We start from the raw sequence: 12,279 nt of genomic DNA on the forward strand, positions 1-12,279 counted from the left end.
GAGTGACGTTTATGTAAGCGCTTATTTACTTGATGGGGCAAGGAGGCAGAAGAGCGTGATCCATGAAGATCAAGCGCATGTGACCTTGGGGGAGCCTATACATCACGGGAGGAGAATGAGTAAGTGAACAAGAGAATACAACGAGCTTTAGCGATGATGCTTACCGTCCTGCTGCTTATCCCTGCACAGTTGGCAGCGGCAGCTGCCGGCAGTTCAGCTGGTCAATCCGCCGCCGGTACCGGTACAGATGTAGCCGGACACTGGGCAGAACAGGATATAACCGCTTGGACAGACAAGCAGCTGATCACCGGCTATAAAGATGGTTCATTCAAGCCTAATCAATCGATTACCAGGGCGGAGTTTATTACGCTGCTCAACCGGGTGTTTGGTTTCAAATCGGAGGGCACGGCTGCGTTCGCAGACTTGTCTGAATCTAGCTATTTCTATGGCGAAGTGAAGAAAGCGGTTGCAGCGGGGTATATCTCCGGTTACAGCGATGGCACTTTCAAGCCGGAGAAGCCGATCAGCCGTGAAGAGGCTGCGGTTATTCTGTACCGTGTCTTCGAGCTGCAGGGCACAAGCTCTGAAGAGAGCAAGCTGACTGACGTGGCAGCACTTGGCGAGTGGAGCAAGCATGCAGTAGGCGCCATGATCAGCCAAGGTTTTGTAAACGGTTACGGAGATAGCACTTTCAAACCGAAGCGCAGCATTACCAGAGCGGAAGCACTGCGTATGATGGATAACACAGCTGGTGAAATTCTGGTGTCCTCCGGGACTTACACAGGTGTTATATCCCATAATGTTGTCATCAATACGGCTGATATTCAGCTGAAGGATGCGGTTATTGAAGGGGATCTCTACCTGACCGAAGGAATTGCGGGAGCTATCGACCTTAGCAATGTAACAGTTAAAGGGACGATCCGCATCTACGGGGGCGGTGACCAGGAAGGCGTTGTACTAAACGATACGCGTGCAACCCAGGTGATTGTCAACAAGAAGGGCGGCAGCGTGCGTGTAACGGCATCGGGAACAACTGAGCTCGGGTTAACGACTGTCGTCTCCGGAGCCAGCCTGATCGAAACGGCAGCATTGACTGGCAAGGGCTTTGATCAGGTAGTCATTGGCGAGCGCACCCCGGCAGGGGCGGCCATAGAACTGTCCGGAACCTTCGAACGCGTTGAGGTGCGGGCTGTGTCCGTTCCTGCTGTCAAGCTGACCCAAGGGCTGATCAAGAGCCTGGTAGTGGAGCAGAAGACGGCTCTGCATGTAGCTGAAGGGGCAGCTGTCCAATCCGTGACCGTTGGAGCGAATGGTTCGGTTACGGTTAGCGGCAAGGGAACAGTTACAAGTGCCGACAAGGCTAGCGGGGACAAGATTGTCCGGGAATCGGGCTCTGAAGCTCCTGGCGGGACAACTAGTCCAGTCGTGACGGTTCCATCTGCTCCGTCGACTCCGGGAACGGATAATCCTGCCGGACCGGAAACTCCGCAGACACCGGCACCTGTCTTCAAGAATGTATCGGTCCATGACCCGTCCATCATTAAGGATAACGGAACCTACTATGTATTCGGCTCCCACCTTGCGGCGGCGAAAACAAATGATCTGATGAGCTGGGATCTGATCGATACAGATGTCACTGACGACAACAAGATTATTCCGAACGTAACGAAGGAACTGGCAGAAGCGCTGCAATGGGCGGAGACCAAGACGCTCTGGGCAGCTGATGTAATCAAAATGAACGGCAAGTACTATATGTACTACAATGCCAGCGAAGGAAGTAAACCGCTCTCAGCTATGGGTATCGCAACAGCTGACAGCATTGAGGGTCCTTACACGGATCAAGGGTTATTCCTGAAATCAGGCAAGGGTCTAAGTACGGACGGTACGCCATTTGACGCTACGATTCATCCAAGCACAGTGGACCCTAATGTGTTCTTCGACAAGGACGGCAAGCTGTGGATGGTATACGGCTCGTACTCCGGAGGCATATTCATTCTGGAGATGAATAAGGAGACCGGCTTCCCGCTTGAAGGCCAAGGGCATGGCAAGCGCCTGCTTGGCGGCAACCACAGCCGGATCGAAGCCCCTTACATCAATTACAATCCGGAGACTGGTTATTACTACCTCTATGTAACGTTCGGTGGTCTGGATTCATTCGGCGGCTACAATATGCGGGTAGCTCGTTCGCTTAACCCCGACGGTCCTTATGAGGATTATGAAGGAAAGGATATGATCAACTCGCATGGTCCGCAGGGCTCGTTCTTCGCGGATGAAGCGATTGAGCCTTACGGCGTAAAGCTGCTCGGGAACTTCCTGTTCAGTAATCTGAACGCAACAGCTAACTTCCCGGATTATGGCTATGTATCAGCCGGCCATAACTCGGTGCTGTATGAAGAATCAACAGGCAAGACGTTCAACTTCTTCCACAGCCGCTTCCCTTACCGTGGTGAAGGCCATGAGGTGCGGGTGCATCAGATGTTCATGAATGAAGACGGCTGGCCGCTTATCGCGCCTCATCGCTATACTGGCGAAACGATCGGTGCGATAAATGCAGCTGAAATTCCAGGCGACTATCATTATGTGAACCACGGAAAGAAGATTACGAAGGATATTCAGCCGACGGTTGCCATTAAGCTGCTTGCAGACGGTACGGTAACAGGTGCAGCAACAGGTACTTGGCAGCTAAAGGGTGACTACTATGCCGAGCTGACTCTTAATGAGACAGTTGACGGCCAAGTTGTGCCAACTCTCTACAAAGGTGTATTCGTCAAGCAGTGGGACGCAACCAGCAAGGCTTATGTTACAGCATTCACTGCCTTGTCGGGTAAAGGAGTTGCGGTCTGGGGCAGCATGACAAATCTTGTTGGCGATGCCGAGCTTGTGGCCAACATTACTAGCGGTCTGAGCCTGGGCAATACGAGCCGGGTTTACACCGATATCGCACTTCCAGTTCAGGGCGCACGAGGTGCAGTGATTACATGGTCTTCCTCTAATCCGGCAGTCATTGCGGTAGATGGAACCGTAACCCGTCCGCTTCCTGGTGAAGGCAATGCGACAGTGGAGCTGACGGCTACCATTACGTCAGGCATTGCGAAAGCAACGAAGAACTTCACAGCAGTGGTTCAGCAGCAGGCGGCTTCCCAGCTGGAAGACGGCTTAGTTGCAAAATATGATTTCGAGAACAATCTGAATGAAGCGGATGGCCGCGTGAGCGCAGGTACGATTACCGGCAACCGTATTAATAATACCGGCGGTACGATAACGTATGGCACAGGTATTAAAGGGCAGGCAACTGTATTCAACGGAGCCTCAGGCATCCGTCTTCCAGACGGCCTGATTGCAAGCAACAAGTATACGGTGTCCATGTGGCTGAACCCGGCTGAGGAGACCTATATCGCACCAACATTCTTCGGCGCAAGCTCGGACAGCAAGTGGATCAGCTTCGTGACAAGAGGACCTGCATTAAACAATACGATGTTGTGGTCGGGCACGGCTTGGTATGATGCAAGCACAGGTATGAAGATTCCGGTCAATCAGTGGACGCATGTTGCCTTCACGGTTGATGAAGGAACGATCAAGGTATTTGTGAACGGCGTGGAGAAATTCTCCGGCACTGACTTCCCGAATATCTTTGATACAGCTAACGCCGCTTTCGGGCTAGGTGTAAACTACTGGGATAGCCCGTTCGTCGGGATGATGGATGAAGTTCGCATTTACGAAAGAGCGCTGTCTCCGGAGGCAATTGGATGGGTTGTTAACGGTGAGCCTGACCTGAACGTAAAGCTTGCAGAGATCCAATATGGCCATATCCCGAGCAAGCTGGCGGTTGGCGCGAGCTTCACGCCGTCCGTAACCGTTCTGCCGGCTAATGCAGGGAATAAAGCGGTTATCTGGTCATCTGCAGACCCTGGTATTGCAGCAGTAGACGCTGCGACAGGCCGGGTAACAGGCGTAGCGGTAGGTACGACAACCATTCAAGCTGCAGCAGTCGATGGAGGCGGTGCAACAGCATCTTATTCCATTACCGTCAATGACGGCATCCTTGCTCACTTGGCATTCGAAGGCGATCTGACGGACAGCCTTGGACAGCTGGGTGCAGGCACAGTTACAGGCAACAAGGTGAACAATACGGGCGGCAGCATGACGTACGCACAAGGCATCGATGGTCAGGCGGCCGTATTCAACGGGACTTCTGGCGTAAGATTGCCTAACGGCGTAATTGACGGCAGCGTCTACTCCGTCTCGATGTGGCTGAAGCCGGCCGCGATTACAAGCTATACACCGGCATTCTTCGGCGCACAGACGGCGGACAGCTGGATCAGTCTCGTGCCAAGAGGCGGGTCAGGCGATACGATGCTGTGGTCGGGAACGACTTGGTACGACGCGGTTACCGGCATCAGAATCAGCACGGACCAATGGTCGCATGTGGCCTTCACGGTAGACAATGGAGCAGTAAAGGTATATATCAACGGCGTACAGAAGTTCTCAGGAACCGGATTCCCGGATATCTTCAAGGATGGAACCGGAGTCTTCGGTCTGGGTGTTAACTACTTTGAAGATGCCCCTTACAACGGCTTGATGGACGAGTTGAAAATCTATAACCGTGCGCTTACGCTAGAGCAGGTACAAGCGCAGTACAAGGGAGTACAGGCTGTGCTGCTTGATACAACAGCAGCGTCCCTGCTGATTGGCGAGACGAAGGGGATCACGGCGAACAAAGCGGTTGTGTGGAGCTCGGATAAAGAGCATGTGGCAACCGTGGATCAGAACGGTGTCGTGACGGCAGTAGGAGAAGGCACGGCTGTCATTCAGGCGGTATCGGTAGCGGACCCTTCCCAATCTGCTGTAGCAACGATTACAGTAAGAGCGACAGCTCCGGCCTTTGACCCGGCTCAAGATCTGATCGTGCTGCTGAACTTTGAAAATAATGTGAATGACAGCAGCGGCAGCGGCAACAACGGCACAGTGAAGAACGGACGAGTAGAGTATGTGCCAGGTCGCAGCGGTCAGGCGGCGCAATTCCTGAAGGCTACGACAGACAGACCATTCGATAATATTCCGGTCCAGCTGCCGAACAACCTGATCCGGAGCGACCAGGCCTACACGGTTGCATCCTGGGTGAAATGGAACGGCGCGACGACTGACTGGTCGCAGACGTGGTCCAGCATCTACTTCAGCGATACATTTGTAGGTGTAGACGACCCGGCGAATTACTTTCTGAACCTTGGATTGAACGATCAAACTCGTGTGTTTATCGGTAATCCGTATCTGCCATCGCAGAGCCAGCTGCCTGTAGGCGTGTGGGCGCATGTGGCGATGACGGTAACACCGGGCGGCGACACAGTCCTCTATCTGAATGGTGTTGAGGTTGCCCGCGGGGCCTCCAATGTGAGACCAGCCGGACAGTTCAACGAACACTTCCTCGGCGGAAACTTCTGGAATCAGAACTTTAACGGTGCGATGGATGAGTTCCGGATGTACGGTAAAGCGCTGACCGCGGCAGACATTCGCGTGCTGGCGGGAGTTGCAGCACCATAATACAAGCTTGAACAGCCGCCTGGCTGCAGTTTTTCCGATAATGGAAAGCTGCGGTCAGGCGGTTTTTTAGGCCCGGAATGCGGGTAAGTAAATCTTTGGATGCTTGCAGTTGGCAGTAGACAGGCAGCAGGCGGCCGGTATTACTTATGTTTCTTATTCTTGTTGCTGAAATTGCTGACGGTTTCCGATCCTTCGATCGTATCGTTGACGAACGCCATGTCCTGATTCTTGGCATGCATGTTCGTAGTGCCCTTGTAATTACCTTTATGGGTTTTGTTTTCCATAGGAATCGCCTCCTCTTATGGTGTGGGTTACATCTGGAGTATATCCGGGGCCGGGCCCAGCCATTAGTAGGAATTGATTCCAGTGTTTCGTCCCCCGCCCACTGCACTGTCCGCAGCCGGCTTGCACGGCATGGTTTACAATCGTTATACTGGTCACTACAAGAGGCCTCACCGATAACAGGGCCCTAATGAGAACGGAGGCAGAATGAATACAAGATCGAAGCTATGGATTGCAGTTGTTGCCCTAATGGCATTGATGCTAACGGCGTGTACGGAAGAGAAGGAACAAGGCTTGCAGGCGGACGAGCTGCTCAGCAGGTCTCAGGAAGCGGTGGGTAAGGTGGAGAGCTATGCGCTGGCTATGGAGCTGAAGCAGGATCTGGATACCGGCAGCGGCCAGGAGACCTTCTCGGCTTCATCACGGTCGAGTGTAGAGGTGGAGCCGTTCCAGATGCAGCAGACGGTAACCAGCCAGTATGGCGGAGAGGAAACGGTCTACAAGACGATTCTAACTCCGGAGAAATATTATATAAAGGATCTGTCCATCGGGGTATGGAATCAGCTGCCGCAGTCTGAGATTGAGCTGGTCCGCGGGGCGCTGTCCGATTTTCAGATCAACCTGAAAGCCCAGGCTGAACGGCTTCACAAGGCCGCGGCGGATTTTGAGGTAGAGAGTCAGGAGGGTGTGTATGTGCTTAGCCTCCGCGAAGGGGCGGAGGAAACGGGCATTGAGCTGCTCCAGGACCTGCTGGAGAGCACCTTTGGAGGAGCTGAGTTCCTGGCTAACATTAAGGACAGCATCAAGATCAACCGTTTGGTGTACCAGGTGACGCTGGATGCGGAAACGTATTATCCGGTGAAACTGTATGTCGATACGGACATGACACTGGCTATAGATCCCGGCTCGCCGATGGAGATGACCCAGCAGCTTACAGCTGATTACAGCAAGTTCAACGCGATAACGCCAATCGAGGTGCCGGAGGATGCCTTGGAGGCTCCCGAGCTTGACCCATCCATAAGTCCGGAAGACCTGGAGGAGCTTGAGAATCTCGAGGGGCTGGAAGAGGAGCTGGAAGGCCTCCAAGGCCAAGAAGGTCTTAATGGCACAGATGGTTCCGGGAACGCCGGAGGAGATGGAGCTGCTGATGACGAGCCGGCATCCGAAGGAGCGGAGCAGCAGCCGTGATCTGCTAACCAGACTAGAGTTTTGGCCCCCGCCGCAAGCGCCCGCTTGCGGCGGGGGCTTTCATTGTCTCTGCCCTTCGGGTATAATGGCGAAAGATTATTCAAGATGATGAGGAGTGTTCATAGATGCCACTCTCCTGTGGAATCGTCGGTCTGCCGAACGTCGGCAAATCGACCCTGTTTAACGCGATTACGCAAGCGGGTGCGGAATCGGCGAACTATCCGTTCTGTACAATCGATCCGAATGTCGGCGTGGTGGAAGTGCCGGACGAGCGTCTGGACAAGCTGACGGAGCTGGTTGTACCGAACAAGACGGTGCCTACCGCATTCGAATTTGTAGATATTGCCGGACTGGTTGCCGGAGCAAGTAAGGGAGAGGGACTTGGCAACAAGTTTCTGGCCCACATCCGCGAAGTGGATGCGATCGTTCATGTGGTCCGCTGCTTCCAGGACGAGAATATTACCCATGTCTCCGGCAAGGTTGATCCGCTCAGCGATATCCAGACGATTAATCTGGAGCTCATCCTGGCAGACATCGATTCGGTCGACCGCAGACTGGAGCGCAGCCGCAAGAACATGAAGGGCGGCGACAAGAAGGTTGCGCAGGAGGTTGAAGTGCTCGAGCGCGTGAAGGAATCACTCTACAACGATCAGCCTGTGCGCAGCGTGGAGCTAAGCGACGATGAGAAGCTGCTGATCCGCGAGCTGCATCTTATTACAAGCAAGCCCGTACTGTACGCGGCCAACGTCAGCGAGGCAGAAGTGGCCAATGCTGACGCGAACCCTTACGTTCAGCAGGTGCGTGAATTCGCGGCTGCCGAGGGAGCAGAGGTTGTGCCGATCAGCGCGAAGGTGGAAGCAGAGATTGCGGAGCTTGAGGGCGAGGACAAGGCGATGTTCCTGGAGGAGCTTGGTCTTGAGGAATCCGGCCTTAACCGGTTGATTAAGGCGGCGTACAAGCTGCTTGGCTTGTATACCTATTTCACAGCAGGCGTACAGGAAGTCCGTGCGTGGACGATCCGCAAGGGCATGAAGGCGCCGCAGGCTGCGGGCGTTATTCACACCGACTTTGAGCGCGGCTTTATCCGTGCGGAGGTTGTGTCCTATAACGATCTTATTGCGGCAGGCTCGATGAACGCCGCCAAGGAGAAGGGGCAGCTCCGGCTTGAAGGCAAGGAGTACATCGTGCAGGACGGCGATGTTATGCACTTCCGGTTTAACGTATAATAATGATCGCTTATGTATGACAGCGGTATGGCAGATGGACAGCCCTCTCCCGGCCTTAAGGGAGGGGGCTTTCTGCAGGTTAGCGCAGCGGCTGCGGCGGGTAAGGAAAATAGGGACGCTCATGCTGGATTTGTGGTATAATAAAGGGACGGAATATATGTTTAGTAGGGGTGTTTATATATGATGCTGGACCGTTTACAGGCACTGGCGGACCGATATGAGAAATTGAGCGAGCTGCTCTGCGATCCGGATGTGGCTGCTGATCCGAAGAAGCTGCGCGACTACTCGAAGGAGCAGTCGGATCTCCAGGACGCTTACAATGCTTTTAATGAATATAAGGAAGTCACAACCCAGCTTCAGGATGCCAAGGCAATGCAGGCGGAGAAGCTGGACGATGAGATGCGCGAGATGGTCAAGATGGAGATCGAGGAATTGTCCGGGCGGCAGACAGAGCTGGAGGAGCGTATCCGGGTTCTGATGCTGCCGAAGGACCCTAACGATGACAAGAACGTTATCGTTGAGGTTCGCGGCGCGGCTGGCGGTGATGAAGCGGCACTGTTCGCTTCCGACCTCTACCGGATGTACACCCGGTTTGCCGATTCCCAGGGCTGGCGTGTCGAAGTGCTGGAAGCGAATGAGAATGACCTCGGCGGCTTCAAGGAAATTATCTTCATGGTGGCTGGCAAGGGTGCATACAGCAAGCTGAAATATGAGAGCGGCGCACATCGTGTGCAGCGGATTCCGGTAACGGAGTCGGGCGGACGTATTCATACTTCAACCTCCACGGTAGCCGTTATGCCGGAAGTTGAAGATGTAGAGATCGAGATTCTGGATAAGGATATCCGGGTTGATACGTTCTGCTCCAGCGGTGCTGGCGGCCAGTCCGTTAATACGACGAAGTCGGCGGTGCGCGTGACGCATATCCCGACGGGGATTATGGCAACCTGTCAGGACGGCAAATCGCAGAATGACAACAAGCAGAAGGCACTGCAGGTGCTTCGTGCCCGGATTTACGATATCCGCCGTCAGGAAGAGGAAGCGAAGTATGCGGGTGAGCGGAAGAGCAAGGTGGGTACAGGCGACCGCAGTGAACGGATTCGGACGTACAACTTCCCGCAGAGCCGTGTGACCGACCACCGGATCGGCCTGACGCTTCATAAGCTGGATTCGGTAATGAACGGCGACATGGGCGAGATTGTGAATGCCCTGACACTGGCTGAGCAGACTGAGCTGCTAGAGAGAGAAAATTCCGCAACCGTGTAAGAGCACGGATTGCAGCGTCTTCAGGAGGATTGACCGGATGGTAAAGCAAGAGATGCCGGACCGGCGGTTCACGCCGGAGCCGAATAGGACGATTGGAGAAGCCTGCGTGCAGGCTTCTTGTTTTTTGGAGGAGGCAGGCGTCGGGGAGGCCCGGCCGAATGCAGAGCTGCTGCTGATGCACCTGCTCGGAATGGAGAAGTCTGCGCTGCTTCGTGACTGGCGCGATCCATTCCCTGCCGGGAATGAAGCTGTGTGGGCGCAGCTGGTGCAGCGCAAGGCTGAGGGGGAGCCGGTCCAATATATTATGGGCGAGCAGTGGTTCTACGGACTGCCTTTCCAGGTGACGCCTGCTGTCCTGATTCCGCGTCCCGAAACGGAGCTGCTCGTCGAAGCGGTGTTGGCGGCAGCTGACCGGCTGTGGCCTGCTGCTTCAGAGGACGAACAGGAGATACCGGAAGCAGGTGAGCGGCAAGGGAAGGGCAGGAAAGCACTGAGAGCGGTTGATGTCGGCACAGGGAGCGGAGCTATCGCGGTGACGCTGGCCGTTCAGCGTCCGGAGTGGCAGGTCTGTGCTACCGACTTGTCCAGTGAAGCGCTACAGGTGGCGCATGCCAATGCGAAGCGCCATGGTGCCGAAGACCGGATGCTCTGGCTGCAGGGGGACCTGCTTGAGCCAGTGACAGCGGCTTCGCCGCCGCTTGCAGTCGACATCCTGGTCTCAAACCCGCCTTACATTCCAGCCGGAGACATTGAGGGACTGCAGCGGGAAGTCCGTGACTATGAGCCAAGGCTGGCCCTTGATGGCGGGGAGGATGGGCTGAACCCCTACCGGAGAATGCTGAAGCAGATGAAGGATATGGCGGCGGTCCCGGCTATTGCGGCATTTGAGCTTGGACAGGGCCAGGCGCATGAGGTAGCACGTATGATGATGGATACCCGCTGGTGGAATGAGATTCGGATTGTTGACGATTATGCGGGTATTGGCCGCCACGTTATAGCTTTGCGTACCAGCTCCTTCGATAACTGACAGCACTCGGGGCTGTGCCTGTTAAACCAAACAACCTTCAACCTGCTGAAGCAGCGGGCTGAAGGTTGTTTTATTTTCCTGCTGCTAAGCGGTGCTGGGCTCGCTAAAGTTCCTCTTCCCGCATTCGCTTCAATGCGAGCGTGAAGGTGCTGCCCTTGCCGGGATTAGAGATAAAGCTGATGGAACCGCCATGCGCTGCTGCGATTTCCTTTACGATAGACAGGCCGAGCCCTGTGCCGCTAATGTGGCGGCGCTCTATCGTATCTACCCGGTAGAACTTATCATATAACCGTTCGTGGGCGTCCGCTGGAATGCCAAGTCCATCATCTGCAACACGGATGGATACAGCTGTACGGCTAACCTCACAGCTGACACGGACGGCTGCAGTGTCTGGCGAATACTTGACCGCATTGCTGATCAGGTTGTCGACCGCCTGGATGAGCTTAACCGGGTCGGCGTATACCGCTGCATCAATCTCCTGCGGATTCCAGACGATGCGGCCGCCTGCCCGAACATTCCAGCTGTCTACCGTATCTTCCAGCAGGCTGCCGATATCGACCGGCTCGAACCGGAAGATCAGCTGGCCTTCCTCCATCCGGCGGAGATCGAGATAATCGTGGATCAGCCGGTTCAGCTTGGTGGCTTCCTTATGGATGGTCTCCAGATAGTAGCGCTGTCTATCCTCACCAAGCGGAGCATCCAGCATCATCTCCGTAAAGCCAATAATACCTGTGAGCGGGGTCTTCAGCTCGTGAGTCACGACGCCGACCATCTCGTTCTTGAGCGTCTGCAGATGCTCTTCTTCGCTCCGGTCCCGGAAGAAGAAGATGTGCTCCCCGGCAGGGCCGCTGTTCCCGTCTTGCGCATGGGCAGCATACAATTCAAAATGCCGGCGGACAGCGGAGTCGCCGGTCTGGCCGGTGGGCCGCTGGTAAGCGAACTGCTCGCGCAGCATGGATTCTCCGCCGCTTAGGAAGCGGGCTACTGTCTGGCCGACGGCAGGGCCATGTTCGCCGGTTATGCCCATATCTGCCCAGGCGGTGGTTATTTGGCTGCCAACCTGCATCTGCTCACCGAAGTATTCCCTGATTCTCGCATTCCGGTACACAATACGGCCCTCTGCGTCACAAATGACAGCTCCTTCACAGCTTGTCTTCAATATCCTTCTAAGCATGCTGCTTTGCGAATCAGCTTTGCGAATAGATTCAATGAGCAGCATGAGGAGCGCGCCAACCGAGTAAGCAAGCAATGATAGTGCTGCGATGACCTGGGTCAGCTTCCCGTGAGCCGGGACTTGAAGGTAGAGTGCGATGCTGCCGGTTATAACCGAAGCAGTCGTTGCAAGAAACCAGCGCAGCCATACTGAGCGCTGGCGGAAGAGGCCGGCAGCCGTACTGCTTAAGACAGCCGTGCTGAGCAGGTGTGCGGCCGGCAGATAGAAGTCCTCATACGGGAACAGCACCAGCCGCCCTGTGATTAGGACGGCAGCACAGGTGAGGACAGCAGGCCATCCTGCATAGACGGCAGACAGAACAAGGACAACAATGCGGAGGTCCACGATCGTCCCGGGCTCGATTTCGATTGCAAAATGCATTAGAAGCACACCCAGCCCGCCGGCCAGCAAACCCGAACCACCCCGCGCCCACAGCGACTGCGGGGCAAGAACCAGCTGCTTCAGGGCGTGTCCGGCGAGCAGGTAATAAGCGATAAGCAGGGCGCTGCTTGCTAACAGATCGTACGCCATGTCAACCATAC

7 protein-coding genes are annotated in these 12,279 nt (G+C 55.0%); 5 read left to right on the forward strand and 2 right to left on the reverse strand.

Translation table 11 applies throughout. From position 1 onward, the window contains the following. Positions 1-123 precede the first annotated feature (123 nt). A complete protein-coding gene (locus DNH61_RS26925) occupies positions 124-5,538 on the forward strand; it encodes a LamG-like jellyroll fold domain-containing protein (RefSeq protein ID WP_111144727.1) in 5,415 nt (1,804 codons plus the stop codon). A 140-nt stretch (positions 5,539-5,678) separates the two neighbouring features. Here the strand turns inward: DNH61_RS26925 and DNH61_RS26170 are convergent, their stop codons facing one another. Next, complete coding sequence (locus DNH61_RS26170; RefSeq protein ID WP_181438522.1) at positions 5,679-5,822, reverse strand: hypothetical protein; 144 nt, start codon at positions 5,820-5,822, stop codon at positions 5,679-5,681. 205 nt (positions 5,823-6,027) lie between these two features. Here DNH61_RS26170 and DNH61_RS00425 point away from each other — a divergent pair, with 205 nt between their 5' ends. From DNH61_RS00425 to prmC, 4 genes are all read left to right on the forward strand, one after another. Next, a complete protein-coding gene (locus DNH61_RS00425; protein ID WP_111144728.1) occupies positions 6,028-7,008 on the forward strand; it encodes a DUF6612 family protein in 981 nt (326 codons plus the stop codon). Between the two features lie 125 nt (positions 7,009-7,133). After that, positions 7,134-8,234 (forward strand): redox-regulated ATPase YchF, encoded by a 1,101-nt coding sequence (ychF, locus tag DNH61_RS00430; RefSeq protein WP_111144729.1) that lies wholly within the window; start codon positions 7,134-7,136, stop codon positions 8,232-8,234. A gap of 183 nt (positions 8,235-8,417) precedes the next feature. Further along, positions 8,418-9,497 carry a peptide chain release factor 1 gene (gene prfA, locus DNH61_RS00435; protein ID WP_111144847.1) on the forward strand — a complete coding sequence of 360 codons (1,080 nt, stop codon included), beginning with the start codon at positions 8,418-8,420 and terminating at the stop codon, positions 9,495-9,497. Between the two features lie 37 nt (positions 9,498-9,534). Continuing rightward, complete coding sequence (gene prmC / locus DNH61_RS00440; RefSeq protein ID WP_181438523.1) at positions 9,535-10,524, forward strand: peptide chain release factor N(5)-glutamine methyltransferase; 990 nt, start codon at positions 9,535-9,537, stop codon at positions 10,522-10,524. A 103-nt stretch (positions 10,525-10,627) separates the two neighbouring features. Here prmC and DNH61_RS00445 read toward each other — a convergent pair whose 3' ends face one another. Next, the gene (locus DNH61_RS00445; protein ID WP_111144730.1) at positions 10,628-12,277 is read right to left on the reverse strand and encodes an ATP-binding protein; all 1,650 of its coding nucleotides are present in this window, start codon (positions 12,275-12,277) and stop codon (positions 10,628-10,630) included. Positions 12,278-12,279 lie beyond the last annotated feature (2 nt).

The organism is Paenibacillus sambharensis (assembly GCF_003233845.1).
Classification (GTDB): domain Bacteria; phylum Bacillota; class Bacilli; order Paenibacillales; family Paenibacillaceae; genus Paenibacillus_I; species Paenibacillus_I sambharensis.

Coding starts and splice junctions, on each gene's coding strand:
- DNH61_RS26170 (WP_181438522.1), bottom strand. CDS start 5,822: ATGGAAAACAAAACCCATAAAGGTAATTACAAGGGCACTACGAACATG.
- ychF (WP_111144729.1), top strand. CDS start 7,134: ATGCCACTCTCCTGTGGAATCGTCGGTCTGCCGAACGTCGGCAAATCG.
- prfA (WP_111144847.1), top strand. CDS start 8,418: ATGCTGGACCGTTTACAGGCACTGGCGGACCGATATGAGAAATTGAGC.
- DNH61_RS00425 (WP_111144728.1), top strand. CDS start 6,028: ATGAATACAAGATCGAAGCTATGGATTGCAGTTGTTGCCCTAATGGCA.
- prmC (WP_181438523.1), top strand. CDS start 9,535: ATGGTAAAGCAAGAGATGCCGGACCGGCGGTTCACGCCGGAGCCGAAT.
- DNH61_RS00445 (WP_111144730.1), bottom strand. CDS start 12,277: ATGGTTGACATGGCGTACGATCTGTTAGCAAGCAGCGCCCTGCTTATC.